The organism is Aliiroseovarius sediminilitoris, from assembly GCF_900109955.1.
GTDB classification, from domain to species: domain Bacteria; phylum Pseudomonadota; class Alphaproteobacteria; order Rhodobacterales; family Rhodobacteraceae; genus Aliiroseovarius; species Aliiroseovarius sediminilitoris.
The window spans coordinates 1,101,755-1,127,499 of sequence record NZ_FOJB01000001.1; the positions used below are offsets into that span (position 1 = coordinate 1,101,755).

Consider the following 25,745-nt stretch of genomic DNA (forward strand, 5'->3'; position numbering starts at 1 on the left):
AATGCTTCTCTTAGAAACGGGTGCTTTTAGACGAGAACTTGCGGATGCTTTGTCCTCAGCGGAGCAAGAAGTAATAGTTCTCAGCGCATTTGTTAAGCTCGATGCGCTCAAGTGGCTTATTGAAACAAGTAGAACTAGCAACCTTAAGATCGTATCTCGTTGGCAGCCGGCAGATCTGGTGGCTGGAGCTTCAGACCTGGAGTGCTTCTACCTCTGTGAGGAGGCTGATATTCCATTCGGAATTTCTCAGAACCTGCATGGAAAAGTCTATATCGTAGACTCTAAGATCTTCATTGGTAGTGCCAATCTAACATCAAAGGGGATGTCACTTTCGCATTACGAGAACGACGAGTTCGGAACTGGATTCGAATACGGTCAGACTGAAAAGATCAAAGTCCGGGACTATCTCGCTTCCGTAAACTGGCTTGATGTCAAAACTGTCGAATTGATGGCTGACTTCTTGAGAAACTTTGTTGGCAACACGGATGCGCAGTCGAATGAGTGGCCCCAAGAAATTTCTGAAAAACTTCGTTCTCAACCCCTCGGTGTCTGGTTTCACGATCTGCCAATGTGCAACCCAAATCAGTTGCTAGCACAGACGGCTGTAGCGACGGCAATAGAGCACGATCTAGATTGCTTTCGAAGCAAGAAAGGCGCGACCGAAGACGAGCTGTTGAAAGGCTTCAAGTCGTCGCAAATTTGCTTTTGGCTTGAAGTGCAATTGCAGGAATATGGTGAGCTATCATTTGGGAAGGTCACATCTTTGTTCCACAACCAACTCCTTGACGATCCTATGCCATATCGGAAGAGCATCAAGGAGGGCGTGGCAAACCTGTTCGATTGGGCTAGCAGATGCAACTCAAAGTTTGAAGTAATCAGGCCGCAGTACAGTCAGGTAATCCGCGCGGTGTAGTCCTGCGGAGTTCACTATCGACCTGGATCGTGGGCACTTACAGTCTGGTTGACTTACTATAGGTATGATCCGATTTTATTGCTGGATGCTGAGTTCATACATCTTCCAGCTTATTTGATCGCGCCCGAGAAGGTCATCGAAATCACCGTGACTAAAGAGTTCGAAACCGGCTTGCTCTGCGGTGTGTTCAAACTCAGAGGCGTTGACTTCGTACATCCCACGATCTTCATCTTGCGGCCCAATTCTGAGTGAAACAAACGCTCTGCCACCGTCGGAAAGCAGTTCTCCTATGCGTAACAAAGAGGCCTTGCGTTGTTCCGGGGGGATGTGCATCCAAACAGCACTAGCTAAGATTATGTCAAAGCTGTTGGGCTTTAAACGCGTGTTTTCGAGTTCTGGAAGTCGTGCGTCGATCCATTCGATAGCATCATCGGGGTGAATGGCTTCAGCAATTCTGCGCATAGATGCAGACGGCTCTGCAGCCACAACTTTGTGGCCATGGCGAACTAGCCAAGACGCATCTCGGCCGGTTCCAGAGCCAATATCAAGTATCGAAAGGGAAGCATCACTCAAAGTCGTAACAAGAAACGGGTACGCTTCCTCAAAAGATATGGCTTCGTAACCGTCTGCCAAAGCAGCGGCATGGCTGTCGTAGAATTCAATGCCTGCGTCGCGATTCATTTTTGTGCTTTCGCTTTTCCATTGGTATAGCTCTACCGACAGCAGCACGAAACTTGCACCTGCCGCCCAATAAAGCAAGATTGAGAATGTTTGGCGAACACGCTGCTCTCCGGCGAAGAAACTAGCTATCCGCCCCATTCCGTCGTTTGGTGAACTAGCGTCTACGAACCCCACTGGGTATGCGCGCTTGAGCTCATCTAGATAGCAGCGCATGACAAAGCGGAACCGGTAAAGTACCGCAGAAAATGCTAGATTTCCGACGACAGCGGTGCAGAGTAGGATGCTCGCCAAAAAGGGGTTGCCTTCAATTTTGGAAACGCCGAACCAAAGCCCCCCGGTCAACGTCATCGCCAAGACTGGAATCTGCCACATTATTTGGTTTAGAGAGCGAAACTGTTGATAGTTTTGCTCATATGCTTCCTTTTCGAGCGACATCCCAGTCACCTTTCTTTTGTCAGCAGAATTGTTGTCTCATCAATTCAGAAGTCTTGATTTTGACAAGGCGAAACGGATGCGCGCGTTGTGATCTGAGCTTTGCAGCTTTCGTATCAAACGCGAATGTTGATTTCAATGCGCCCGCGCTTTCTTGCGCGGGCAACATTACCCAATAGACTGCACCGGGGTTCAACGGGCCGCAGGCCCGCTCACCCCGATCCAGGCATCCTTCTTTTTGTTTGGTCCGCCCAACATCCCTGACCGTGGCGGTCAACCTTGGGCCATCCCCAAAATCAGCCACCAATTTCCCCTGTCTCGCGGGCGAGCCATTCCTCGCGGGTCAAATTGGCGTCTGATTTTGGCGCAGACATTTTCTTCGCAAATGTGGCCGATTGACAGCCCCGTTCAGGGCCATGGGTCGGGCTTTGCCCTCTCCCACTCTGTTCCGCCGAATACATGTGTATTCGGTCAGATCAGGTGGCCGAGGCGCAGCCCATCGGCGGAAGGGGGCACGAAGCCTCACCCGCGTCACTTTGATTGAGGAGGCCACAAATGGCACCGAAGTTTGATGTTTATGCCCATGTCACCGACACCATTATTGCAGAGATCGAGGCGGGCACGCCGCCTTGGCGCAAGCCGTGGACCGGAAGCGCGTCCGGCGTTGCCTTGCCGACCCGACACAATGGCGAGGAGTATCGCGGGATTAATATCCTGATGCTCTGGGTCATGGCGGCCAAGAATGGCTATGTTTCGAGCCGCTGGATGACCTACAAACAGGCGCAGGAGCTGGGCGGCCAAGTCCGCAAAGGCGAAACGTCGTCGACCGTGGTCAAATACGGGACGTTCACCCGAGAGACCGAATTGGGCATTGAGGAAGAACTGCCCTATGCGCGCGCCTATCGCGTGTTCAATGCCGATCAAATCGAGGGTTTGCCGAAGGATTACTACATCCGGCCCGAGGCCCCGCGCGACCTTGGGACGGTGGAAGATCCGGAGCTCGAGGCGTTTTTTGGCCGGACAGGGGCGGAGATCCTCACCAGCGACGACCCGCGCGCCTATTACAGCCCCGCGAGAGATCATATCCACATGCCGCCGATTGCCACGTTTCATAATGCGGAAGGCTACTATGGGACTTTGGCCCATGAGGTGATCCATTGGACCGGCAGCGAAAAGCGGCTGGAGCGCATCAAGAAGTTTGCGAACCGTGAGGCCTATGCCTTTGAAGAGCTGGTTGCTGAAATTGGAGCCTGTTTCCTCGGCGCTCAGATCGGGGTTGCGCCGGAGTTTGGCCAAAGCGCGGCATATGTCGAAGGATGGTTGAAGGCATTGAAAGACGACAAGAGGGCTATTTTTCGCGCGGCGTCTGATGCGCAAAAGGCTGCCGATTTTGTCCTAGCAGCTGCAGGTCAGAGCAAGGAGGTGGCAGCATGATCCCTGATTATCACAGCAATGATTTTGCGACCGCGCGTCCGGAAGACACAGTGAGCTTGCGAAGCGCCGCCCGCGAAGCACGCGCCACGCTCTACGCCGTTTTGAACCGGTTGGAGCTCAATGATCTGGACGGCGAAGAGCAGCCCTATATCGACGATTGTCTTGGGGCTCTCGCAATCCTCGAAGAGGCGTTGCGATGACTTTGGAAGAGATCAAAGCAGCAGTGGACGCGGGCAACCGCGTTCACTGGGTCAACAGCGGGTATGTGGTGACGTGTGATTGCCTCGGGCAATACCTCATCACCTTCACACGGAACGGCTCAGCCATTGGTTTGACCAGTCATGATGGCACCTGCCTGAACGGCAAGCCTGGCAAATTTTTCATCAGTGAAAGCACCGAGGTTTGCCATGAAGTATTCTAAAGTTGAGCAGGCGGCCCGAGAGGGGCGCGCCAGCGTGCATCTGCATGGGTTTTGCATTCTGCCCGATGGCGGGGAGGAGTATTGTGACGATCCGGCACTGATCGATGGCTGGGCGATCTATGTCCGAGTTGAGACCCCGGACGACCCGCAACAGCCCTTTGATCTGCACGAGCTGCCCGATCATCAAACCTATGCCAGCGCCGAAGGCGCGGCCCGCGCAATAGCGCTGCAATTGCTTGGCGATGCTGAGGCGTGGAACCACGATTAGTGGTGCCATGCCTTGCGCATGCGGCCGGGCTTTGCCCGGCGGTTGCAGCCGATGGCTGCTCCAAACGGAATACAAGCAGTTGACACAATATTATAATATTGAATCAATTATGGCGAAGTGCCATAACAGGGCTGCCTGTATGATGCTGGCAAGAAATAGGGGTGATTACTTCACATGGGCCGACCGCGCGCACCACGGCACAAGCGACTGACGCAAAACCAGCGTTTTGCCATCGCGCGCAAGCGTGCCGAAGGGGTGCCAATCGAGGATCTGGCCCGCGAATTCGGCGTCACGACCCGCAGCATCTTCTACACATTGAAGGCCGATCAAAGCCGCAAGCTTGATGCGCGCGTGCGCTCCGAACTGGTGAATGTCCGCCTCACGCCAAAGGAGCTTGCGAACTTTGATGCGGTGCTTGCGCGGCATGATATCACCAGCCGCGCGGAGGGGCTTCGGCGCTTGATCCATGCCTCAAACGATCTCTTCGTTCCCGACGATGAACTGGCGAACCAGATGCAGGGGTTATCGGCTTCGCTCAATCGCACCGGCAACAACATCAACCAAATTGCGCAGCGCCTGAACGAGGCAAAGCGCCAGGGCAAGACGCCGCCTTATGGGAATTCCGCCCATGCTCAGGTCCGCGCTTTGGCCGGGCTGATCTTCGATATCGCCGACCAGGTTCAGGACATGGCGCAGCGTCGCCGAAGCGCGCTGTCCGGCGAGGTTGCCCGCGTGCTGGGAGGCTTTGCCGATGGCTCGGAATAGCGCCGTTGCCGCCGCGCAGGAGGCCTTTTTCGATCGCGACTGGAGCCGCATTCGCGGCAGCGTTCCGCGCGCCCGTGCCAAGCAAATGGCGCGTGCTGCCATGGGGCATTCCCCCGCGATCTTCAAAGCCATTCGCGACGGCGGCACACACAACAAAACGCAACTCCGCAACCAGCTGGAGTACCTGACCACCAAGTCGAGCTTCATCATCGACAGCCGTGGCACCTATGACGGCCAAAGCGTCTTGTCCGCGAAAGAGATCGAGCAGGTCACACGCCGGCTTTCAGCGCAGTGGAATGAGGGATTCCATCCCAAACTGGGGCATACCTCGCATCTCTTGATGGCCTTGCCAATTGGCACGCGCGGCGAGGATGTTGCCGAGATCACGCGCGAGATCTGTGAGCGGTTCTTTCAAGGCGAAGGCAGCCACTTCGACTATATCGCGGCCGTGCATGAGGACCGGGATCACCCGCACGCGCATATCGTTCTGAACCGGCGCAGCAAGGACGGCGAGTTCTTCTTCCTAAAGGAAGGGCACCACTTCAACTACGACAGTTTTCGCGAGGCGATGGTGGAGGTGTCTGACCGCTATGGGCTGCGGCTTGAGGCGACGCGAAAGCTCGAGCGTGGGATCACGACGAAGAGGCCAAGCGATGTTGACCAGCGTCGCGCAGAAGCCACCGGCCAGAAACTGACCGAGCGTGAGCGCGTCGGACCAGAGCTCGATCGTGCCTTGGCTGAAGTCGCCCAGAACTCGTGGCTCTATCGCGGCCTGGCGGCCGAGGCCTCGCGCGAGAACCAGCATGACATTGCAGCGGCCTTGGAAAAAGCCGCGACGCTTTTGGCGCAGGGCAAACCGATTGAAGCAGATGGAAAGGTATATGGCATGGCCGAAGAACAGCATTCCTTTGATGAGGTCGTGGATGCCTTTCACGACAAGATCAACCAGGCCGAACGCATTGTGGCGGACGCGCCGGTAGAGCGGCGCGCGGCGCTCGAGCATGAGCTGAACGACATCTATCGCTCTCTGTCGCATCTGAGCCCAATGGGAACGCAGTCCCACACCTTGCTCGAAGACGCGTCCGAAAGTGGGATCTATTCGGCCGCGAACATTCAGGCCGACGCCCAAGGCTTTTTGCAGGATCCAGCTCTTTCCGAACGTCTTCAGCAGGCATTGAAAGGCACTGGAATTGACGCGCAAGAGGTGACGCGCCGCGTTGAAATCGGCGCGGGCAATGCCGCGCTCGAGCGGCAATGGCTTGGACAGGATTTGAATGCGATTGCCGAGAAGGTCGGCTTTGATCTGTCACGCGCCGATGAGCTCGAGAAAGCGATCGACCGCCTTGACCAGGTGCACAGTGATCTGGGCCATGTGTTGGCAGATGCTGAGGTTCTAAAAGACAGTGGGGCGGTGGAGGTCGACCGGCAGGAAGCCATCATCGACCGGCTGCCGCCGACCATCGCTTATATCCTGAGCCGTTTGAGGGACGACCCGACCGCAGATCCTTTCCGCAGCGATCTGGAGCGCGAAACCTTGCGTGCTGAGCTGGAGGAACTGGTCGGTGAAGTTAGCACCCCGGACTTAGCAATTGGCGACGAGACCACGCTGGAGGAACATATCGAAGACCGCCTGGACCGGCTCTATGCGGCCAAGGCCTATCTGCAGAGCGATGCCGCTTTGGCGAACAGTATGGCAATGGAGCATGTCCTTGATGAGATCGCCAATGAAGAAATTGATGTTCAACGCGAGCGGCATGTCGATGCCGACGGCGAAAAGGGCGTGACGCATGGGTAAGGCGCGGATCGCACTCGGCGTCATGAGCTTTGCCCTTTTGGGAGCGGTGTTGGGCTATGTTCTAGCGTCGGCCTTTCTGACATTCCGCTGGTTCGGGGTCGGGGCCGATATCGATTTCCTGATGCTGGCGCGCAGCTATGGGGTTCTCCAAACGACCCATCCAGGCGATATGCAGATCGTTCACTTGCTTGTCGGGATCTGCACCGGGGGAGGTGTTTTGCTTAGCGCAGTTTTGATGAACGATGCGCTGACCAAATTCGGGGAAACCCATTGGCAACACATGTCCGAGATGAAGAGGAACGGCTTTTTCGGCAAGCCTGGCCACGGGTTTGTCCTCGGCAAAATGGGCAAGCCGCGGAGCCGCAGACCCTTTGTCATGTCTAAAGTCTTTCCCCACGCCCTGATTGTGGCTCCGACCGGGCGCGGCAAGACCACGGGTTTCGTCATCCCGAACCTACTGACCTATAAGGGCAGTGCTGTGGTTCTCGACGTGAAGGGTGAAAACTTCGAGGCGACGGCGCGTCACAGAGCATTGCAGGGCGACAAGGTTTTTCGGTTCGCACCCACTGACTGGAAGGATGGCCGATCACACCGCTACAATCCTTTGCTGCGCATATCGGCGCTGGAAAATGTCGACCGCCAGCAGATGGAGCTGCAGCTGCTGGCCTCATTGTTCCTGCAAGCGGATAACGACCGGGTCCAAGGGCTCCTTGATGGCGGCATTGACCTATTTGTGGCGGCAGGGCTTTTGGCGTTTGAACGAAAGCGGCCGACCTTGGGCGAGATCTACCGCATCACGGCGTCAGGCGGCGACAAGCAGAAAGAATACCGTCGCCGCGCCGATGAAGCGGTCAACCCAGCCGCCAAGCTGATCTTCATGCGCATGGCCTCGACCAATAACGACACGCTGACCTCTTACCTGTCGCTCTTGATGACATCTGGACTCAAGCAGTGGTCGAACCCTGCGATCGATAGGGCAACCGCAACGTCTGACTTCGATTTCCGCGATATCCGCAAGACACCGTTTTCGGTCTACCTGGTGGTCGAGCCGCTGATGGTGAAACCCCTCGCGCCGCTTATCCGCCTTTTCTTTTCGGACCTGCTGGCATCGCTTCAGGATCATGAACCCGGCAAGGACGAGCCCTGGCCGGTGATGCTCATGCTCGATGAGTTCAATCGCCTTGGCAAAATGCCGATCGTGCTCGACAGCATCGAAACACTGAGGTCCTACCGCGCCAATCTCGCGATCGTCACCCAAACGATCCCGGCGTTGGACGAGATCTATGGCGAAAATGCCCGCCGCGCCTTGCAGGGCAACGCAGGCATCAAGCTCTACCTAACCCCCTCGGATGAAAAGACTATCGAAGAGCTCAGCAAAGCCGTCGGCAAAACCACCAAGCGCGTCGTGACCCGCTCGCGGTCGGTCGGCCGCAACCCTTTCGCCGGGCGCAGTATGTCTGAACGGACCGAAGAAACCGCCTTGCTGCCAGAGGATGAGGCGCGGCGCATGGATCTGGATGACATCGTTCTAGTGGTAGACGCGCAAATGCCCGTGCGGGCCAAGCGGATCAAATACTATGAGGATCGGTTTTTTAAGCAGATCTTCGACAAGCAGACCGGCGATCTGCCGTATCCGTCCGCCGGTGACCAAATGCGCGGGCTGCAAGGCCAGATAAAGGCGCTCGAGGCGAAGATTGGGGCGCTTGAGGTGCCGAGAGCAGTTTCAAATGAGGGCTCTGACGGCGGCGGGAAGCGGCGCGAAGAGATCGACGGTTTGGCTAACGAAGAACGGGGGGCTGTGTCAGGCGAAAAGGCAAGTTTGGATGAGTATCAGACTGGAACTGAAAGGGTGAAACGATTTATGGAAGAGGCTGCTAGAGGATGACGGGCGGATTCGGACATTTGCTGCGAGCATAGTTTGCAGCCTTAGGGTAAACGAAAGCGGACCTTTATTCAGCTCACACCCCACCAAAATTGCACGACAAAGCGAATTCTCAATCACGATTTCTTCCCAATAGATCAGCAATCTTATAGCGTTTAGAAGCCATCAGTTGGAGCTTTGTCCCTATGAAAATTGAAAATACCAGATTTCAAATGCCTGTGGGTCAGGGTTTTTTCCACGCGGGTTGGGTTGGTTTCCCAGAGGCCGAAGAGAGGTTCTTCTACGTCTACGATTGCGGCGCCATGAACAAGTTCGCGTTCGAGCGAGACCGGGAAATCAAAAAGCTGAACGCGCTTGTTGGTGACGGAGCGCGGCTCGATCTTTTGGTAATCTCACATATGCATGCAGATCATGTGAACGGCATAGAAGCACTCGTGACTGACGGAAAACTCAAAGTCGACACGATCATGATGCCAATGATTGAGATGAAGGAAAGATTGCTCTCTTTCGCGACAACTGCCTATGAAGATCCAGCGTCAGCCGAGTCTAATTTTTTCAAGGATTTCATCGTAGATCCAGTTGCTGCTGTTTCGCGCTTTGGACCCAGGAACATTCTGCTCGTCGGGCGTGGGGATGGAGGGGCACCGGGCAGTGGATCGCCTGACGACAGCCCATTGGATGGCGGTCCCTATCTATCTGGTGAGGGCCGCGGGTACACATGGAAACTGGTTGGGCAGGGCTCCGCAGACGTCCGGTCACTAGATGCTGACCGCCCTCAAATCGTAGCTATACCCGACACCTCAGCCATAAAGGTCTTTGAGTTTGGGAACTGGCAAGACGCATGGCTAATCGCGCCTTATGTTGATGAAGAAATCACAGCCAAGAATGATTTATTCTTAACTAACCTGGCCAACGAATTGCATATTACTGTGGCCGAACTTGAGGGCCGTCTTTCAGACAGCTCTTTCAGTCTAGATCTTATTACCAATCACGCGGACAAACTCCAGTCTGCCTTCAAATCTTGCCACGGAAATCTCAACCGCACTTCCCTTTGCCTCTACTCAGGTCCCGCTGCTTCGGTCGCGGTCGAGCATGGTTGTCAAGTGCAGCATGGCCCATGGGTTTCCAACTTGGGTCACCAACGGATCGCATGGTTAGCAACTGGGGATGCCAAGCTGTCAAAGGATGCCAAGTGTGACGCCCTCCTGGCGCATTTCAAGGACCATTTGGACAAGGTGTCGACACTCACCTTGCCGCATCACGGCGCTGCGGGAGATTTCAATCAAAAGCTATTGACGTCAACGAAACCGAGCTTTTGCCCGGTCGCTGCGGATGAAGTGAACGATTGGCAACATCCAGCCGCAAGCGTAACGCGATCTGTTGCGTCAGAAGGAGCTATGTTGCTCGTGGTCAATGCCAACGAAACCACTTCGGTTCGAGAATACGTGTGGACAGGCACGCCTTAGTCAAGCCTGAAGCTAGGATTACGACAATTGCGTATGGACGACTGCGGTAGCCCGCCAATCGTGACAACTCCCTGTGATTAAGGCACGCAACCGAAAGCAGCCTTACAACATTTGAGCTCCTGCGCTACCGTAAGTTGGTAAAGAGAAGAGCGAGATTCACTTGGAGTGGTTTTTTGATCAATTTTAGAAAAGGGAGCAAAGACGAGTTCGCGAAACTTACCCCTGAAGCAGGGTTTGATGATCGCGCCGATATTATCCGGCGGCATCTGGCAGAGGTTTTTGGCTCCAAGAACCTGTCTTTTCTCATTGGGTCCGGTTGCTCATCCTACATGCAAGAAGGAAATGAGCTTGGCATTCCGACTATGGGGCCGCTCGCGGCAGAGTTTCAGGCAACGCTTCAGGGTATGCCTGGTCTCCCTGGGTTTGGTGCCTTTGTGACTCCTGAACAAGGAGATGCGCTCAGAGACAGGCTTGGTATCGACCTCACGCACGAAGACTTCCAAAAGAACCTAGAGCGGCTGATGGAAGTTCTGATGATGGCGCAGCAATTTTGCAAGACGAGCGCCAAGGGGGAGCTTCAGGAAGCACTAGCAACCGTCGAGACCGTCATTGCTGGCGTCAAAAAGTTCATCCTTCAGAAATGCACCGAAGGACAGTTTGCAAAAGGCGACGAAACAATAGTGACGCTGTACCGGCGTTTTTATCAGTCGCTGGCCACTCGATCCCGTGGTCTTGCGCCTCCTTGGGTTTTCACCACCAATTACGACCTCTTCAACGAGCGGGCAATGGACCGTTCCGGCATCCCTTACTCCAACGGGTTCGCGGGTACGGTCGAGCGCCGCTTCAACCCTTCCACATATCGCCGTGCCTTGGCTGAGCAGCTCGATATTTCTTCAAAGAGGTGGGCAGCGGTCGATGGATATGTGCATTTCTGCAAGCTCCACGGCTCCGTAAACTGGACGGAAGAGAACGCTGGCCTTTTCCCTATCAGAGAGTCTGCCGACAAGCTCGACCCTATTCAAGACCGTGTTATGATCTATCCGACGCCCTCGAAACAGACGGCGAGTTTTGGCTCGCCATACTCAGACATGTTCCGTGAGTTTCAGCGGCAGGTCGTTCAAGACCAGAGCGTCCTCTTCGTCATTGGATTCAGCTTTGGGGACGAGCACATCAACAACATCATTTTTCAAGGTCTAACCCTCCCGGGCTTTCGCCTGATCGCGTTCCTCAATCCTGAAGACGCCAGCAATCCTGTGACGCAAGAGCTGGTGGCACTAGGAGACCCGAGGATTTGGTTCATCTGGGGCAGCGACGAAGAGACGGGCAAAAAGGCGCACTATTTCGACAGCATCGTGCAGGATTTAATGCCGACGAGTGCGGATCAGAAAGAAGAGCAAGCCATCGAGAAAGTTTTCAAGAAGCTGCTTACCAAGCAGCAAGGTGGCGAAAATGGCGAGGGATGAGGCGAGTCGTGCCATAGGTAAGATCGTCAGCGTTTCGGCGGATCGTTTGGTCGTCGAGCTGCATAGGGGCAGCGATAATTTCACAGTCGTTGGTTTTGATGATGTCCATTACGTCGCGACATTGGGATCGTATCTGATGGTGCCTACCCAATCCGAGTATGCCGTCTTGGAGGTTATCGGCCTCCGAGAGAAAGATTTTTCACCAGCCTACGGCAACGCAGCAGAGATGGACAAAGCCACAGCGGCAAAGTTCCTTGACGTGGTTCCAGTCGGCTCCATGCCTGTCCAAGGAGGCTCTTTCAAATTCGGCGTCTCAACCTTTCCCCCACTTTATGCAGATGCCCTTTATGCGCGTGATGAAGACCTAGACCGCATCTTCAACGTCGAGCAACCGGCAGATCGGGAGACAAAGACGGATGCTGAGGGGGCTGAAAAGGAGGGAACAGTTCCTCATACAATCGAGATAGGCACGTCAGCGGTTTTCAAGGATTATCCTGTGAAGGCGCAGCTTGACGCGCTTTTCGGTGGGCATGTCGCTGTTCTTGGAAATACCGGAAGCGGAAAATCTTGTACTGTAGCTTCGATTTTCCAGTCGGTTTTCATGAAGCCTGACGACTTTGGAGCGCTTGGCGCGGCCTTTGTGATATTCGATGTCAACGGCGAGTATCGGCAAGCACTCGACAACCTGCCATGGTCGATCAATTCGAGCTACCTCAAAGCCACCGATCCAGGTGCAGAGATCGAGGCTTCAACGAGGAGCATTTTAGGGAACGAAGAAATAAGCCGCTTCCGGCTGCCGCATTGGTTCATGACAGTCGATGAATGGGCTCTCCTGTTGCGCGCCAGCGAGCGATCACAGCAGCCCGCGCTTAGGACTGCACTCGGCCTCACCACGCTATTCGCAGAGCAGGAAGACGGTGTCGTAGAAGACAACGATGGTATCGCGACAATCCAAAATCATGTTCTTGCCAAAATTGTCCTGGCGATCCTGCAAAGTGATGCCAGCAGCGCCAGTAAGTCGGACCGTGTTTTGTCGATTCTTGCGTCTTTCAATACGCAAGAAATCAGCATCGCAGCTATCAGGCATAGAGTTGGCGTGAACTATGGACAACTCGCTGACGCGGAGGGATTGGCAGAGTTTTTATCGGATTTTGTCCAGGAGGAACCTGTCCTACCAACGTATGCGAACAAGCCCTTCACATTCGATAGGCTTCAGGCAGCACTCGATCTGGCGCTTCACTATGAGGAAGCAAACGGAAACAAACAGATACGAGATTATTGCTCGCAGATGGTAACGCGCTTAAAGTCAGTTTCCGATAACCCTGACTTTGAGTTTTTGCGGGCGTCGGTCGAGAATTTAGAAGATCATGATAGGGAGCCAACCTATTTCGTGGACCGCCTCTTGGGCATTGCCAGAGATGGGGGGAGCTACCAGAAACAGCGGCAGCTTTGCATCATTGACCTGAACGACGCTTCCGACGAGATCGTGGAACTTGCCTCCGCCGTTGTTGCGAGGCTGATCTTCGATCGGATGCGCCGAGCAACGCCCCGAAATAAGATGCCTGTTCATCTGATCCTTGAAGAAGCGCACCGTTACATCTCCGAGCGTCCAAGTCGCTTCGCCATTGACGCAGGCATCACCTTTCAGCGGATTGCCAAAGAAGGCCGGAAATATGGGGCTTTCTTGATTGTGGCTTCACAACGGCCGAGTGAGCTCTCGAAGACGGTTCTCTCGCAGTGTAACAATTTCGTCATTCATCGCATCCAGAATCCCGATGACCTTTCGCAGATCAAGCAGATGACGCCATTCATCTCGGAAACCGTGTTGAAGCGTCTGCCGTCGCTACCAAAACAGCACGCGCTGATTTTCGGAAGTGCTGTAAAAATTCCGACCACCTTCCGCGTCAGAGATGCTGATCCCACGCCCAACAGTGATGACACTCAGGTTCGTGATCTTTGGTATGTCCCCCAGAATCCGAGTTTGCATTGGAAAGAGTAGGTTCTTCGACTCCCATTTCTGAAAAAATGGTAACACGATAGTTCTATTATTGCTGCGCTATCGATCAAGGCCAGCTTTAGGAAAGCTGCACTCCGGCATTAGCCGCTCCGCTCATGCTCCGGTTGGGACCGGTGTCAGTTTGGGGCATCAGCAAGTCCCAATATTTCACGGAACTGTGCTCTGAACTGAGCCGCACCGCCGTTGGCTGGGTGACGCAGAGCATTTGCCTGCACGCCTAGATCTTGGAGGTGATCTCTTGCAACATTACCAACGGCGACAAGGTGACAGTTGTGGGCAAACAGAGCTCTCAATTCCACAAGGAAATGAGCACTGGCCGCTATCTCCGCTCTGGTCGGCTTCCGATTTGATAATCGATTGGCCTCCTGATGGGGGTGGAAGGGAAAGGTATTCCAGAGAACCACATTGCGGGATTGCCTTGTCTCCATTAGCTCTTGCCAAACAACAGTTGCTGTTGGCTCGGCGAAGCCGCCCTGCCGAACTGCATCTTTAGCTGACGCATCGATATGGCTAGTTCGTTCAAATAGACCATCCTGACCAAGGATGTCATGTTCTGTGACGAAGTTCAGCCCTCCGGACAAAAGCCGTTCACTGGTCATTGCCAGACCAGAGAACCGCGCTCCTTGATACCCAGGCGCTTCTGCTACCATGATGATCCGTGCAGTTTCTTGTCGATGCCGCAGATATGCGGCCAACTGGAGGCATCTTTGACAGAATGCTTCCTGTGAGGTGTCGATACCCGGTTCGTAACAATTGTATGGATTTGCCACGTTTTCGGTGGCCGCTCGTCCTCGTAGTTGGGCTATAAACTGATCAACACTCATTGAGTTTGTTTGGCATGTGCCGGATCAGATTTAAAGAGGGATCGAACGGCAGCTTTGGCGAAGCTCCGCCACAGCATGCTTGCCTGTGACTAAGGTCTGGTTTGGCCGAAATACCTATTCCAGCCGCTTTGTCCGTTCAGCCACCCTCTGAACCATCGAAACAGTCGCACCGCCTGCCTGCCGTATCCCAGCTCCCGCAATTTCAGCGTTCGACCTGGTCCCAAACCGCGCCCTCGCTCGCGAGCCCTTGGTGCCGATCAACCCTTTTGCGAAACCGCCAGGGCCTGGAATGCTCGGCGGTCCGGCCATCATGAAGTTGCCTGAAATAGAACGCACGATCAGAGGGGTGGCGATGATCATGCCGCCCGCGAGGAACATCATCATGAAGAAGGGCACCAGCGCGCCGATATTGCTCGCTCCGGAGGGATCTCCGAGTTCGGTCATGAGCGAGCGCGACATGCCCACAACGGTGGAAAACACGCCCGCGATCACGAGGGGGTAGAGCGCGTAGGATACTGTGCTGGACAGCCAACGGTGGAAATAGTCCTTGCTGACATCGAACAGTGAAAGTGCGATCATGATTGGGGCGATGCCGATCATGAAGGCCAGCATGATCTTCGCGAAAACTAGGACAAGGCCGCAGAGCGCGCCGATGACGCCTAGGAGGAATGCACCGATTGCGCCGATGAGGGCTCCGGCCATCCAATGCATGTTGTCACCGGCCGCGTTCAGGTAGTCGCCAAATTCTTCGATGAGGTCATCAAAGGCGCTAGCAAAATAGGCCGCGCCAGCCCCGCCACCACCAAGCCCCGCCACCATGCCGCCCGCGAGTTGGTCGAGCCCATCGATCAGCGCGCTAGCCACGGCGTTGAATTGGATCCAGTTCATGGCAAACAGCGAGATGAGCATGAGTTTGAGCGCGAACCAGAAGGCGGTCCGCCCGTCCATGGATTTGTACTGAAACACCATATTGATGAACACGCCGATCACGGCGAGCGTCGAAGCGACAGCGATGACGCCGCCAAGCTGACTGGCGACGTTGCCAAAAGTGGTTTGGGCTGCGTCGTCCAGAAAGTTGTCGGTTGTCTCGACCATCCAGGTGACGACGCCCATTGGGTGCTCCTATGCTTTTTCGGTTGGTTTGACACGCCAGATGTCACGCTTCAGGAAGGCCTTCAGGATGTGCTCGCCATCGAAATCCGGCACGACCGAGACGAGCTCCCAGCCATCCTGACCAAGAGCAGTCAGTTGCGCCTCGATCTTTGGAGACTTTGTCTTGGCGGTGTTGAGCTGTTCAATCTTGTATTCAAACATGAGCTGTTTCCTTTGAATGGGCCGGATCAATCGGCAGGTAAAATTCGGTAATGCCGCGCGCACCTTCATGGCGACCGGCTTGAATGATCACATCGATGGACCGGGTGATGTAGTCGTTCATGTCTTGATAGGTCATGGGCACATCGGTTTTCAGGGCGGCGATGGCGAGGCGCTGGACCGCTAGTTGAGGCGTCTCGGCGTGTAGCGTGGTTAGTGAGCCACCATGGCCGGTGTTAATGGCCTCGAGGAAGGTCATGGCCTCCTTGCCACGTACTTCGCCCAAGACGATGCGGTCAGGTCGCATGCGCAGAGTCGAGGTCAGCAGGACATCAGCGCTGCGGGTAGCTTCATCGCGGTCAGACATCAGTGTGACAACGTTGGGCTGCCTCGGACGCAGTTCAGCGGCTTCTTCGATGGTGATGATGCGCTCGTCAGCGGGCACGAATGAGAGGATCTTGCGCGCAGTAACGGTTTTGCCCGTCGAGGTGCCGCCGGACACGATCATGTTGAGCTTGTGTGTGACGCAGAACTTGATCGCGGCGTCGATCTGACCGGTGGCCACGACATCTCTTAGCTCGGCATTGCGCCTGCGTCTTGCACCTTCATTGCTGCGCTCTTTTCCGAACAGGTAGGACAGTTTGATCTGGTCCAATGGCAGGTCGGCGAAGAACCGCAAGGAAATCGCGTAACCGCCATCAACGGCGGGAGGCTGGATGACCTGAGCGCGGATCGGGCGGTCACGGTAGATGATGCTGACTGACACAATGGGCTTGGTTCGGCTGAGCGTGGTGTTCGCGGCGGAAGCAATCTGATTGCCAAGGTCTTTGATTTCATTGGGTGAGAGCTGTCGATTGACGCGCCGCATAAAGCGATCCCCCTGAAATTCCGCCCACAGCGTGCCGTCGGGGTTGATACAAAGCTCGATCAGCTTGGGATCACGCGCCTCGGGGATCTTGTCCATCGAGCTTTGCAGATAGCTGGCGGCCATGGTCAGAAAATCTCCAGATCACGGTCGACCATCACGGTGACGCGGGCACCTTGATCGACATAGATCACGGGCGAGACGGAGAGATATTCGCCAATCACGCTTTGCGCGCTGTCCTGGAGGTCTTCGCCAATTCCTTCGAGCACATCTGAGGTGATCTCATCTTCAGTGTTTTGCGCAGCCACTGCGGGCAAGGCTCCGATCAGAGATATCAGAGCAGCGGACCCGAACCGCGTGCCGAAACGACTGTCAACAAATCCAGTTGTGCCGGACCGCCCCAGTTCATCGCCACCGAAGGCGCTGATTTCGACGGTCTGGTTGCTGGGAAGAATGATCCGATCCCAGGCGATGGTCACGCGCTGTTGCGCGATATCGAGGCCAGATTGATACCGCCCGATCAGACGCGCGCCACGCGGGACCAGAACCCGTGAGCCATCATAGGCGTGGACATCTTCAGACACCATCGCGCGGACCTGACCGGCGAGCGAGCTGTCTATTGCGGTCTCCAGCACGGCCTGGATCATCGTGCCCTGAACAACGGTGTTTGACGGGTTCACGATCAACTGGGCTTGCGTCACCTCAGCAGGTTCAGCGCCGTTGCGAACAAAATCTGTGTCGCCATCAAGCCGTCGCTGCTGCGCGGTGGTTTCATTGTTGCCGCCTCCGGTGCCGCCAAAGGCGATGATTGGGCTGGCGATGCGGGCTTGGAGTTCCTCAAGTTCTGCTTGCCGCCGCCGCTCGAGGTCCTGAAGGCGCAGTTCTTCGGCCGTGGGACCAGTTGGTGCGGGCGTGCGCGGGGTTTCCAGGCGCGCAAGCTCCAGATCATTCTGCAGTCGCTGGATTTGCCGGGCACGTTCCTCCAACTCCTCGCGCAAGGCGGCTTGCGTTGCTGCTGCCTCGCTGCGCAGGGCATCGATCTCTGCGCCTAAGGTATCAAGCGCCTCCGTGTCGACAGCAGGGGCCTCAGGTGCTGGCGCGTTGCGCAGCGCTTCAAGCTCGGATTGCATAGCGTCCATTTGCGCGCGCAGCTCTTCTGTCTCGCTGTCTGGTTCTGACACCGCTGGCGGCGGAGAAGTGTCAATTGGCGCAGGGGTTGGCTCGAGCGCACCAAACCCCGGACCCGCCGCTTGGAATTCATCCGGTGAGGCGGTTTCAAGGGCGTCCTGTTCAGAGCCACCGGAAAACAGCAGTAACAGGCTGCCGAGGGCTACGATGCCCCCGATGGCGAGGGCAATAGTCAGAAATGACGGACTCTTGGGGATCTTTTGTGTAGCCCCTTCAATTGCTTCTAGGCGTTTCTTCAACTCAGCCGTTTCACTCATTGTGATTTGCCTCGCTCATCTCCTGCACGCAAATCTCGTCCTCGCCGAGCCTGAGAACCCATCGATCGCTGACACCTGACACGCGGATCACGCCGTCTGGCCGCGCGAGCGCATTCACGCTCCGCTCATTGCCCCCAGACCATCGAAAGATCGCGGGAAGCGGTGCGTCCGCGGCAAAACGGAAATAGGTGAATGTGCCGTCATCCCAAATCTCGCGCGGCGTTATCTCGGATCGCGCGCTGACGCCGTAGGCGTGGTTTGCTGGCTGGTTTGTCGTAACCCGCGATTGCCGTGGTGCCGCTTCTGGATAGGTGAAACGAATGACATAGAAGGTCGGTGAGCTCGCTTCGGTCACGTTGAAATAATAGCTGCGCCGGTTGGTGTAGACGGTGATGTTTGTATGCGCGCCGCGCGTGACCGGCTTGATCGCAAAGGCCTGCCCACCGGGCACGCCGTCCAAAAGGAACCCTTCAGTGTCGCCTGCAATGATCGAGCGGATGGTCTCGCCTTGGCCAAATTCTATGCTGGTCACATGTGTTTGGCTGGTGCGGATGCGGTAGACCTGCCCATCCTGATAGGTGGCCAGCCGGACGCGGGCATCATAAGGACCTTGGCGCGGCTGGGTTTCGGCAAAGGCGGTGCCAGCAAGCGGAACAAGGAAGGCGAGGATCAGGAACAGGCGGCGCATTGGTTACTCCAAACGATCCGAGCGGATCGCGTATTCGGTGACAGTGAAGCCGAAGGGGTTCTGCCAGACATCATCGATCGACCGGCTATTCTCGGGCCGAAACTCAAACATCAGCGTTGCGGTGAAGAGCCCGTTTTGCGTGCCGCGTGGCGAGTTGAGCCGCTTGCGAAGGCGCACCTGGGCACGGTTGGCGCTGATGTGGGTGATCGACAGAACCTCGACATCAAGCCGGGCATCTGTGCCGTAGCTGTCGGGCGGATAGGCTTCGTGGCCACTTGTCCAAAGCGCGCGCAGCCCTGCGGCGGCCGCGCCGTCCGACTGGTCCAGGACCCGCCGCACACGCACATCGTTGTCGAGCTGATTGTACGTCTCTCGATCAATGACATAGCGATAGACCTGTGCCTCAATGATAGCGGGGCGTTCCGTGAGTGAGACCGCTTCAACCACGGCATTGGGGAGGGCCATGCCGGTTTCGCTATCAAAGGGCACGATCATGGGTGGCGGGTCCACGTCGAGCAGGGCCGCAAGGGCGGCGGCGAGGCAACCTGCCATGCCAAACGCCATGCCTGTCAGCCCCAGTTTCTGCCACATGAGCTCGCGTCGTCGTGCGCCGTAGACGAGTTCTTCTTCGATGATTTCTGCCTCGCTGTTCATAAGGTCATTCCGCGCGCAGGTCTGGCAGGGTGAAATCCATGTAGCGACGTTCTTCGGCCAGCGTGGCGGCATCAACCACGCCGGATTGGCCCGCGCCGACGGTCTGAATTGCTTCGAGTTCCCACATGCGCGTCATGGCGATCGCGAGTTCAGCTGTGACGCGGGTGTTGTGATCGACGGCTTCCTTGAGCGTTTCCATATCGGGGATCAGTGAAACCAGCTGTTCGACCCGTTCGAGGGATTGCGCAGCTTCGTCATAGCTGTTCTCAGCCGCTGCCGACATCACCGCCCCGGTACCCGCCTGGCTGGCGATGCGTTCCGCGCCTGGATTGCCGCTGCTGGCCATGTCGGACAGGCTGTCTTGGTCAAAACCTGCATCTTCGAGCGCCTGTGTCATGCGGCCTTCCATCTGAGGGGCTGCGTTGCCGATCAGGCCGCTGAAATCACCGCTTTGGATTTGGCGGATGGTGCCAAGAAGATCGCCGAACTCTTGGTCTAGAAGCCCATCGAGATCACCGCCCATGGCCATCTCGATGATATCCGTTGCGCCGGTCAGGGCAGCGTAGGTCTCATTGAGCGTGTCGAGTTGCTGCTGCACCAGATCGAGCTGTTCGAGAAGCGTGTCGAGCTGGTCGGTCTGGATCCCGAAATCCTCCAGCATCTGCTGCAGCTGACGAATTTCCTGCGCGATGTTGCGCGTGTCGACCGTCGGAACGCCTTGGGCAGACACAGGTGAAGCAACCAGCAACGTGCAAGTGGCAACGGTGGATAGAAAGCGGATCATCGGAGTGCCTCCAGATCGAATTGCATGAAGTCTTGTTCTCGCGCCTGAGCGGCCGCCATGGCCAGTTCTGCGGCGCTAAGCCGACGGGTATGGGCGGCCTTGAGGCGCGTGCGAATTGCGATCAGTCGAGCGAGCTCGGCCCGCGCGTAGGTGTTGAGCGACATGGCCGCGTGAATGTCATCTGTCTCGCCAATGCGGGTGATGATGTCCTGCACCCGAAGCGCGGCCGCTTGAACTGAGACCAATGAGTAGTCGCCATATACCCCCGCGCCGAAGGAGGTCAGGCTCATGGTGGAGTTGGCAAGCAGAACGGGATCAATCGTGCCAAGCGCATCAACGCCACCGACGCGGGCAAGGTAGAGATTGTAGCGCTCAGGTATGACCTGAACGTAGTGTTGGGTCTCAGCAAATGGCGGCACGCCGCTGTAGCGCTGCACATTGCCGGGACCGGCATTGTAGGCCGCCAGACCGTGAATGATGTTACCATCAAACATGGCCAGCATCTGCGCCAGATAGCGCGCGCCACCGGTGACCTGGATGTAGGGGTTTTCGTAGTAGGCTGGATAGATCCCGAGATCCTGCGCTGTGCCGGGCATAATCTGGGTCAGGCCAAAAGCGCCGACAGGGGAGCGCGCGCCGATGGTGAAGCGGCTTTCCTGCCAGATCAGCGCCTGCAACAGGCAGCGCCATTGCTTAGGCGACAGACCCGCCGCGCGCACGCCAGACATATGGTGCGTTTCCTGAGCGGCGCGAATAATCAGCTGTTCGATGGAGCCGGAGGCATCGCCGAACATCTGAGCTGCGCCGGGGTTCGGGTCGTCAGTGCCATAGAGCACTTCAGCCGCTCTTTCCGGCGAAGACCCTGCCTCCAAGCTTGCGACCAGTGCGCCAGAGTTCCCGCTGGCAAGTGTTGAAACATCGAGGATGTCTTCCAGCGCTTGAAGTTGCTCTTGCTCGAGCTCCTCTAGTTCTTCCTCTTTGGTCAGCCGATCCCACTGCAGCGCCAGATCTTGTTCGCCCTGCTGCAGCACGCGCTCGCGCTGCAGGAACATGCCCGCATCAAAGGTTGGCACACCTTGGGCAAAGGCCATTGGCGCGGCCAGCGAAACCAAGCCCGCAAGGATATGTGGGCGGAAGCTATTCACCCAGGCTACCAATCGGTCCGAGCAGCTCAAAATTACAGTCGCTGCGGCTGACCTCAGCAAACGAGTTGAAGCACTCTGCCTCTGACGGCCGGTACTCCGCGCAGGCTGTCAGGGTCAAAAGGGTGAGGGTCAGCACGCAAAGTCTACGCATTAATCTGTCTCCAAAAATCTGGGTTCTGGCGGTAATCTGCGCCCACCAGCGCTTCGCCTTTTTCCATGCCGCCAAGGATCGTGAGGTAAGGGCCAAGGGCGCTTAGATCAGCGTCGATCACCACCGAGCCTTGATCATCGCGTACCAGCGCCAAGCGGGAATTGCTGCCTGTGCCGAGCAGAACGCCGAGTTCTTTTTCGGTGAGACCGAGCATGGTGTAATCACTGGCCGAGGCGCGGATGTTTGGAAGCAGAAGCTGCGTCGGCACCGCCTCGACAATCGTCTTGCCGGTGCGGGTTTTCTCAAGCTGGCTTGCGTATTGGGTCATCATCACGACGACCGCGTTCTGTTTGCGCGCCGTGACCAGCCAGTTGCTCAGCCGGTCGGCAAAATACGGGTTGTCGAGCGCTTTCCAGGCCTCATCGATGATAATCAGCGTCGGTTTGCGATCCTCGATCACCCGCTCCACCCGCCGAAACAGGTAGGACAGGACCGCCATGCGTTCCTTCTCACTTTCGCTGTCGAGAATGCCGGTCAGGTCGAACCCCACGACATCACCATCGAGCGAGAAGGTATCCTCGGCGCTTTGCCCAAAGATCCAGCCATAGCGACCATCAGCGGTCCATTCCTGAATCCGTTCGAACAGATCCCCTTCGTCCGCCCCTGCCACAAAGAGCGAGGCCAGATCCTGCCAGTTGCGAAGGGCGGCATCGCTCGCCCCGGCGTTTTGGCGCACCACTTCTTGGATGCGGTTGATCTGAACCGGGCTCAGGGGCTTGTCGGCACGATGCAGCAGCGTGGCCAACCAATCGGAGAGCCAGGCTTGCCCGCGCCCGTCGATTTCCGTGCGTAGAGGGTTGAGGCCGGTTGCTTCACCCGCCTTAATGGCGCTGTAGCGCCCGCCATTGGCGCGCACCGCCATTTCCATGCCTGCGCGATAGTCGAAGACAAAGACGCGCGCGTCGCAGCGGCGGGCTTGGGTCATGAGGAAGGCTGACAAGACCGATTTACCCGAGCCAGGGCGGCCTAGGATCAAGGTGTGCCCGCCTGTCGGCTCTTTGTCTGGCTGACCCGTCTCATGGTAGTTGAACAGAAAGCCCGAGCGTTCAGGCGTCGGGAAGAGAGTGATCGGCTTGCCCCAAGGCACTTTGTGCCCGGGTTTCCCCAGTTGACCACGATGCAGCGCCGCGAGATCAGCAAAGTTGGTGTTGGTGATGGCGGCCTTGCGGCTGCGCATTTGCCCGTTGCCCGGATGCTGCGCGAAATAGTGGGTGCGCGCCGCAAAGCTCTCGTTCACTAGGTTTACGCCTTCACTGGCTGCGATGTTGCGTACCTCGGCGGCGATTGCTTCCAGCTTTTCCTCGGTCTCGGCGAAAACCGTAACCGTCATGTGATGGTCGCCGAAACTGAGCCGCTTGGATTCCAGATCGTCGAGCGCGTCGACCAGTTCTTCGGCGAGCGAAATCGCGCCATCATCGCTGGCCTTCATCAGGCGCTGTTGACGCTTAATCCGGCTGGCCATGATATTGCTGTTGATCGGCGTGAAGGAATGCGTGACCACCAGGTCGACGGGCAGGTTCAGCTCATCAAATATGGTGCAGTTGGTTTTGGCCGGGTAGGTCTTGATCGCAAAGCTCGTACCAAACCGCTTGCCCGCCGTCCCATCGTCCAGCGTAAAGCCTCGCCCCTGAAACGTGACGCGCGTGTTGGCCACATCCTCGGCAATGATGCCAAAGCGGGATTTTGCGAAAAGCGGTCGCTCTTGGCCGATGTTGAGCGACCCGAGGAACCCCAGAAGCTCGCCGTTTTCAGCCCCAAGGAGGCGCGGTTTCATCTCTGCAAAGGACGATAGCAGAAACCCAACGACCTCCCCGAGTTTGCGAAGTTGTTTGGCTGTCTGGTCTTTCAGCTGTGCGATTGAGTCTACACGCTTCAGGCGCAGCCGCGCGCCGAGGGGAGGACGCTTCAGCACAGTAAGAGTGAGGGTTTTGTCCCGCAGGCCTGCCTGCGCCATGGCCGTTTGCCAACGGCTGTCCAGCGCTTGTGCAAACCCTTCCTCGGGCACCGGCGGCAGCCTGGTCTCGATGGCCTTCGAGACCTTGTGAACGTAGAAACTGTAGTCTGGCCCAATCTGCGCAATGATTGCAGCAAAGAGTGCTCGGATCTTCTCCAGATGCGCGTCATCACTAGTCATGCTGTTGACCCCATCAAGGCGGATACACTGGAGCAGTGCATTGCCGCGCGTGCGGATCGTCACGTCATTCACGAGGCTGACATAGGGCAGCATGCTAGCCATCGGCCGCTCTTTGCGCGCCCAGTCTGGCAGCATGGTAAGGTCATCCGAAGGGTCAAGGAGCATAGCTGTCCCCCGAATGGATCTTGCGGTTGGGGGTGGGCGGCGTCTCCTGCAGTGCTGTGACCATCACCTCAAGAAAGGCCGGATCCCAGTCAGCGGCTTTCCACAGCGCGGGATAGGCCAGAGCGGCGATGATGATCACCGGCCAGCTCTGAACCCAGAGAAACAGCAACACAAACCCGAAGAGCCAGACCATGGCATACATGATCGGCAAGCCGATGAGCTTTGGCGGCCGGATCAGACCGAGGAAGAGGCGAGTTTGCGTTGCCATACCGGATTTACGCGCCCCAGATCGCGGTCACAATGGTCGGCGCAGCTGCAATGCCTGCAATCGCAACCAGCACCCAAAGGGCTTGGCGGAAGTCGAGGATGCCAAAGAGCCAGGAGAGGAACACACCGATCAAAGCCAAGGTGCCGATGACAATGCCCAAGGGGCCGGTGATCGTGTCGACGATCCCCTGCAAAAGGTTTTGCACCGGAGAGAGATCGATGCTCTGCGCAAAGGCCGGGTTGGCAATCATCAAGCTGGCCAGCGCCAGCGACAGGATCGTGCGGAATTGTGTGTGCATCAGGAGGCTCCAGTCAGTCGGTCACGCACAGCCATGACCCGGCGCACGTGATTTTGGGTTTCTTGGTAGGGAGGGATGCCGCCATAGCGCGCGACCGCGTCAGGCCCCGCGTTGTAGGCGGCAAGCGCGAGTTCGGGCGTGCCGAACTGTGCCAGCATCAAGAGAAGGTAACGAGCAGAGCCATCCAGGTTGGCCTGCCAGTCATGCGGATCCACGCCAAGCTGAGCGGCCGTCGCAGGCATCAACTGTCCAAGCCCAATCGCGCCTGCGGAGCTGCGCGCATTCGGGCGATAGGCGCTTTCGATCTCGATATTGGCTTGGAAGAGGGCCTGCCATTCCGTCACCGACAGACCCGCGCGGCGCAGCGCGGGGTGCCCGCCATAGCGATGCGCGGTGCTTTCAAGTGCAGCGAGGATTTCAGGGCGGGGGATTGCTGGCGCAGGCGAAGGGCGGGGCGCTTGCGGCTCAGGGGCTGAAAAAACAATCAGTTCTGGTGGGTTCGCGCCAATACCGTCGACATAACTCTGTGCGAAACTCAATTGCGGTTCTTTGGACTCCAGCTGACCATCAGCCAGCATGGAAAGAACGAAGCCTTCTGACGAGGCAGGGGCAGCAAGGAATGCTGCGAGGACGGCAAGTGGCTTAGCTCGCGTCGTCCAGTGTGTGCGAGGCGACCTTGCCTTCGAACATCGGGATCGAAATAATCGACACGCCAAGTCCGGCAAGGAAACTGGATAAGCCGTTGATAGTCTTGAACTTTCGGGCGGCCATGTTGTTGCGCGCAGTAACGAGTAGGCGGCGTGTCTCGCCGTCTGGCGAGACGCAATGCACGGTCCAAACTCCGGACCACTGAGCACCTGTACGTGTGGGCGTAACTCGGCACACGACATCCGCCGAATGTCTTTCGGCAAGCAGTGTGCGCAGCCCGTCTTCGCTGACAACATTGGGGGCGTCTTGCATCAAATTCATAGGATCGAGCCTTACAGAATTGTGCATTGGCCCGGTAGTCCCTCATGGACTACCCAACCGATACAATATTATAATCTTGCAATCAATAGGTGTAATTTGCGTTATTGCGCCTTTCATGCGTTGAAACGAATTTACTGCAACGGAGTGGCTGAGCCAAGATAATATGGCGCTTTTGAAACAAACATGGGCGGCTATGGCTGTTTTGGGTTGTGGTTCCGCCGCGATCGCGGGCAGTTGCCTGCCGCCTGTGCCGCCATGGATGCCCACCGATCCCGATGATGTCAGGGCATATGCTGACCTGTTGAAACGCGACGCAGAGGCATACTTTAACGATGCCGAGCAGTACTTCCGGTGCCAGGACCAAGAGCGACGTGAGGTTTTTGAGCAAGTGCGGGCAGTCAGCGAGGACTATGCGCGCGTTTTGGAAGTTTCGAGGAGTGGTAGTTA

26 protein-coding genes are annotated in these 25,745 nt (G+C 56.7%); 11 read left to right on the forward strand and 15 right to left on the reverse strand.

What is annotated here, in order from left to right; translation table 11 throughout:
- Position 1 precedes the first annotated feature (1 nt).
- Entirely contained in the window at positions 2–913 is a 912-nt protein-coding gene (locus tag BMY55_RS05505; RefSeq protein ID WP_091428998.1) for a phospholipase D family protein, read from the forward strand.
- Positions 914–988: 75 nt separating this feature from the next.
- Here the strand turns inward: BMY55_RS05505 and BMY55_RS05510 are convergent, their stop codons facing one another.
- Positions 989–2,029 (reverse strand): class I SAM-dependent methyltransferase, encoded by a 1,041-nt coding sequence (locus BMY55_RS05510; protein WP_091429000.1) that lies wholly within the window; start codon positions 2,027–2,029, stop codon positions 989–991.
- 552 nt (positions 2,030–2,581) lie between these two features.
- On the opposite strand from BMY55_RS05510, the gene BMY55_RS05520 reads away from it, so the two are divergent.
- From BMY55_RS05520 to BMY55_RS05565, 10 genes are all read left to right on the forward strand, one after another.
- Positions 2,582–3,460 (forward strand): ArdC family protein, encoded by an 879-nt coding sequence (locus tag BMY55_RS05520; protein WP_091429006.1) that lies wholly within the window; start codon positions 2,582–2,584, stop codon positions 3,458–3,460.
- Positions 3,457–3,660 carry a hypothetical protein gene (locus BMY55_RS05525; protein WP_091429008.1) on the forward strand — a complete coding sequence of 68 codons (204 nt, stop codon included), beginning with the start codon at positions 3,457–3,459 and terminating at the stop codon, positions 3,658–3,660. The genes BMY55_RS05520 and BMY55_RS05525 overlap by 4 nt, the downstream gene beginning before the upstream one ends.
- On the forward strand, positions 3,657–3,881 hold the full coding sequence (locus BMY55_RS05530; RefSeq protein WP_091429009.1) for a hypothetical protein: 225 nt from the start codon (positions 3,657–3,659) through the stop codon (positions 3,879–3,881). The genes BMY55_RS05525 and BMY55_RS05530 overlap by 4 nt, the downstream gene beginning before the upstream one ends.
- Positions 3,868–4,149, forward strand: a complete 282-nt coding sequence (locus BMY55_RS05535; protein WP_091429010.1) for a hypothetical protein — start codon at positions 3,868–3,870, stop codon at positions 4,147–4,149. Before BMY55_RS05530 ends, BMY55_RS05535 begins: the two co-directional genes overlap by 14 nt.
- A gap of 255 nt (positions 4,150–4,404) precedes the next feature.
- Positions 4,405–4,914, forward strand: a complete 510-nt coding sequence (locus BMY55_RS05540) for a hypothetical protein (protein WP_245744655.1) — start codon at positions 4,405–4,407, stop codon at positions 4,912–4,914.
- On the forward strand, positions 4,901–6,709 hold the full coding sequence (locus BMY55_RS05545) for a relaxase/mobilization nuclease domain-containing protein (RefSeq protein WP_091429013.1): 1,809 nt from the start codon (positions 4,901–4,903) through the stop codon (positions 6,707–6,709). Before BMY55_RS05540 ends, BMY55_RS05545 begins: the two co-directional genes overlap by 14 nt.
- Positions 6,702–8,594, forward strand: a complete 1,893-nt coding sequence (locus BMY55_RS05550; RefSeq protein ID WP_091429015.1) for a type IV secretory system conjugative DNA transfer family protein — start codon at positions 6,702–6,704, stop codon at positions 8,592–8,594. The genes BMY55_RS05545 and BMY55_RS05550 overlap by 8 nt, the downstream gene beginning before the upstream one ends.
- Positions 8,595–8,776: 182 nt before the next feature.
- On the forward strand, positions 8,777–10,057 hold the full coding sequence (locus BMY55_RS05555) for an MBL fold metallo-hydrolase (protein ID WP_091429017.1): 1,281 nt from the start codon (positions 8,777–8,779) through the stop codon (positions 10,055–10,057).
- A gap of 173 nt (positions 10,058–10,230) precedes the next feature.
- Positions 10,231–11,520, forward strand: coding sequence for an SIR2 family protein (locus BMY55_RS05560; RefSeq protein WP_245744656.1), 1,290 nt, complete (start codon positions 10,231–10,233; stop codon positions 11,518–11,520).
- On the forward strand, positions 11,507–13,519 hold the full coding sequence (locus tag BMY55_RS05565) for an ATP-binding protein (protein WP_091429018.1): 2,013 nt from the start codon (positions 11,507–11,509) through the stop codon (positions 13,517–13,519). Before BMY55_RS05560 ends, BMY55_RS05565 begins: the two co-directional genes overlap by 14 nt.
- Positions 13,520–13,653: 134 nt before the next feature.
- Here the strand turns inward: BMY55_RS05565 and BMY55_RS05570 are convergent, their stop codons facing one another.
- The 14 genes from BMY55_RS05570 to BMY55_RS05635 form a co-directional block, all read right to left on the reverse strand.
- Entirely contained in the window at positions 13,654–14,361 is a 708-nt protein-coding gene (locus BMY55_RS05570) for a uracil-DNA glycosylase (RefSeq protein ID WP_091429020.1), read from the reverse strand.
- 114 nt (positions 14,362–14,475) lie between these two features.
- Positions 14,476–15,474: a type IV secretion system protein gene (locus BMY55_RS05575; protein ID WP_091429021.1), complete on the reverse strand. Its 999-nt coding sequence runs from the start codon at positions 15,472–15,474 to the stop codon at positions 14,476–14,478.
- A gap of 9 nt (positions 15,475–15,483) precedes the next feature.
- Entirely contained in the window at positions 15,484–15,675 is a 192-nt protein-coding gene (locus BMY55_RS05580) for a DUF4177 domain-containing protein (protein ID WP_143064286.1), read from the reverse strand.
- Positions 15,668–16,663: an ATPase, T2SS/T4P/T4SS family gene (locus BMY55_RS05585; RefSeq protein WP_091429025.1), complete on the reverse strand. Its 996-nt coding sequence runs from the start codon at positions 16,661–16,663 to the stop codon at positions 15,668–15,670. The genes BMY55_RS05580 and BMY55_RS05585 overlap by 8 nt, the downstream gene beginning before the upstream one ends.
- A 2-nt stretch (positions 16,664–16,665) precedes the next feature.
- Positions 16,666–17,982 (reverse strand): TrbI/VirB10 family protein, encoded by a 1,317-nt coding sequence (locus BMY55_RS05590; RefSeq protein WP_177179295.1) that lies wholly within the window; start codon positions 17,980–17,982, stop codon positions 16,666–16,668.
- Positions 17,975–18,670: a TrbG/VirB9 family P-type conjugative transfer protein gene (locus BMY55_RS05595; RefSeq protein WP_091429029.1), complete on the reverse strand. Its 696-nt coding sequence runs from the start codon at positions 18,668–18,670 to the stop codon at positions 17,975–17,977. The genes BMY55_RS05590 and BMY55_RS05595 overlap by 8 nt, the downstream gene beginning before the upstream one ends.
- Positions 18,671–18,673: 3 nt before the next feature.
- On the reverse strand, positions 18,674–19,324 hold the full coding sequence (locus BMY55_RS05600) for a virB8 family protein (protein WP_091429031.1): 651 nt from the start codon (positions 19,322–19,324) through the stop codon (positions 18,674–18,676).
- Positions 19,325–19,328: 4 nt separating this feature from the next.
- Entirely contained in the window at positions 19,329–20,108 is a 780-nt protein-coding gene (locus tag BMY55_RS05605; RefSeq protein ID WP_091429032.1) for a type IV secretion system protein, read from the reverse strand.
- Entirely contained in the window at positions 20,105–21,253 is a 1,149-nt protein-coding gene (locus BMY55_RS05610; protein WP_407639009.1) for a lytic transglycosylase domain-containing protein, read from the reverse strand. Before BMY55_RS05610 ends, BMY55_RS05605 begins: the two co-directional genes overlap by 4 nt.
- Before the next feature lie 143 nt (positions 21,254–21,396).
- Positions 21,397–23,763 carry a VirB4 family type IV secretion/conjugal transfer ATPase gene (locus BMY55_RS05615; protein ID WP_091429036.1) on the reverse strand — a complete coding sequence of 789 codons (2,367 nt, stop codon included), beginning with the start codon at positions 23,761–23,763 and terminating at the stop codon, positions 21,397–21,399.
- The gene (locus tag BMY55_RS05620; RefSeq protein WP_024096577.1) at positions 23,753–24,031 is read right to left on the reverse strand and encodes a type IV secretion system protein VirB3; all 279 of its coding nucleotides are present in this window, start codon (positions 24,029–24,031) and stop codon (positions 23,753–23,755) included. Before BMY55_RS05620 ends, BMY55_RS05615 begins: the two co-directional genes overlap by 11 nt.
- Before the next feature lie 7 nt (positions 24,032–24,038).
- Complete coding sequence (locus BMY55_RS05625; RefSeq protein WP_090219049.1) at positions 24,039–24,329, reverse strand: TrbC/VirB2 family protein; 291 nt, start codon at positions 24,327–24,329, stop codon at positions 24,039–24,041.
- The gene (locus BMY55_RS05630) at positions 24,329–24,907 is read right to left on the reverse strand and encodes a lytic transglycosylase domain-containing protein (RefSeq protein ID WP_091429039.1); all 579 of its coding nucleotides are present in this window, start codon (positions 24,905–24,907) and stop codon (positions 24,329–24,331) included. Before BMY55_RS05630 ends, BMY55_RS05625 begins: the two co-directional genes overlap by 1 nt.
- A gap of 64 nt (positions 24,908–24,971) precedes the next feature.
- Positions 24,972–25,289, reverse strand: coding sequence for a hypothetical protein (locus tag BMY55_RS05635; RefSeq protein ID WP_245744657.1), 318 nt, complete (start codon positions 25,287–25,289; stop codon positions 24,972–24,974).
- Positions 25,290–25,745 lie beyond the last annotated feature (456 nt).

Coding starts and splice junctions, on each gene's coding strand:
- BMY55_RS05585 (WP_091429025.1), bottom strand. CDS start 16,663: ATGGCCGCCAGCTATCTGCAAAGCTCGATGGACAAGATCCCCGAGGCG.
- BMY55_RS05525 (WP_091429008.1), top strand. CDS start 3,457: ATGATCCCTGATTATCACAGCAATGATTTTGCGACCGCGCGTCCGGAA.
- BMY55_RS05510 (WP_091429000.1), bottom strand. CDS start 2,029: ATGTCGCTCGAAAAGGAAGCATATGAGCAAAACTATCAACAGTTTCGC.
- BMY55_RS05575 (WP_091429021.1), bottom strand. CDS start 15,474: ATGGGCGTCGTCACCTGGATGGTCGAGACAACCGACAACTTTCTGGAC.
- BMY55_RS05590 (WP_177179295.1), bottom strand. CDS start 17,982: ATGAGTGAAACGGCTGAGTTGAAGAAACGCCTAGAAGCAATTGAAGGG.
- BMY55_RS05635 (WP_245744657.1), bottom strand. CDS start 25,289: ATGCAAGACGCCCCCAATGTTGTCAGCGAAGACGGGCTGCGCACACTG.
- BMY55_RS05520 (WP_091429006.1), top strand. CDS start 2,582: ATGGCACCGAAGTTTGATGTTTATGCCCATGTCACCGACACCATTATT.
- BMY55_RS05535 (WP_091429010.1), top strand. CDS start 3,868: ATGAAGTATTCTAAAGTTGAGCAGGCGGCCCGAGAGGGGCGCGCCAGC.
- BMY55_RS05580 (WP_143064286.1), bottom strand. CDS start 15,675: ATGTTTGAATACAAGATTGAACAGCTCAACACCGCCAAGACAAAGTCT.
- BMY55_RS05550 (WP_091429015.1), top strand. CDS start 6,702: ATGGGTAAGGCGCGGATCGCACTCGGCGTCATGAGCTTTGCCCTTTTG.
- BMY55_RS05505 (WP_091428998.1), top strand. CDS start 2: ATGCTTCTCTTAGAAACGGGTGCTTTTAGACGAGAACTTGCGGATGCT.
- BMY55_RS05545 (WP_091429013.1), top strand. CDS start 4,901: ATGGCTCGGAATAGCGCCGTTGCCGCCGCGCAGGAGGCCTTTTTCGAT.
- BMY55_RS05595 (WP_091429029.1), bottom strand. CDS start 18,670: ATGCGCCGCCTGTTCCTGATCCTCGCCTTCCTTGTTCCGCTTGCTGGC.
- BMY55_RS05605 (WP_091429032.1), bottom strand. CDS start 20,108: ATGATCCGCTTTCTATCCACCGTTGCCACTTGCACGTTGCTGGTTGCT.
- BMY55_RS05615 (WP_091429036.1), bottom strand. CDS start 23,763: ATGCTCCTTGACCCTTCGGATGACCTTACCATGCTGCCAGACTGGGCG.
- BMY55_RS05625 (WP_090219049.1), bottom strand. CDS start 24,329: ATGCACACACAATTCCGCACGATCCTGTCGCTGGCGCTGGCCAGCTTG.
- BMY55_RS05565 (WP_091429018.1), top strand. CDS start 11,507: ATGGCGAGGGATGAGGCGAGTCGTGCCATAGGTAAGATCGTCAGCGTT.
- BMY55_RS05600 (WP_091429031.1), bottom strand. CDS start 19,324: ATGAACAGCGAGGCAGAAATCATCGAAGAAGAACTCGTCTACGGCGCA.
- BMY55_RS05570 (WP_091429020.1), bottom strand. CDS start 14,361: ATGAGTGTTGATCAGTTTATAGCCCAACTACGAGGACGAGCGGCCACC.
- BMY55_RS05620 (WP_024096577.1), bottom strand. CDS start 24,031: ATGGCAACGCAAACTCGCCTCTTCCTCGGTCTGATCCGGCCGCCAAAG.
- BMY55_RS05530 (WP_091429009.1), top strand. CDS start 3,657: ATGACTTTGGAAGAGATCAAAGCAGCAGTGGACGCGGGCAACCGCGTT.
- BMY55_RS05555 (WP_091429017.1), top strand. CDS start 8,777: ATGAAAATTGAAAATACCAGATTTCAAATGCCTGTGGGTCAGGGTTTT.
- BMY55_RS05630 (WP_091429039.1), bottom strand. CDS start 24,907: ATGCTGGCTGATGGTCAGCTGGAGTCCAAAGAACCGCAATTGAGTTTC.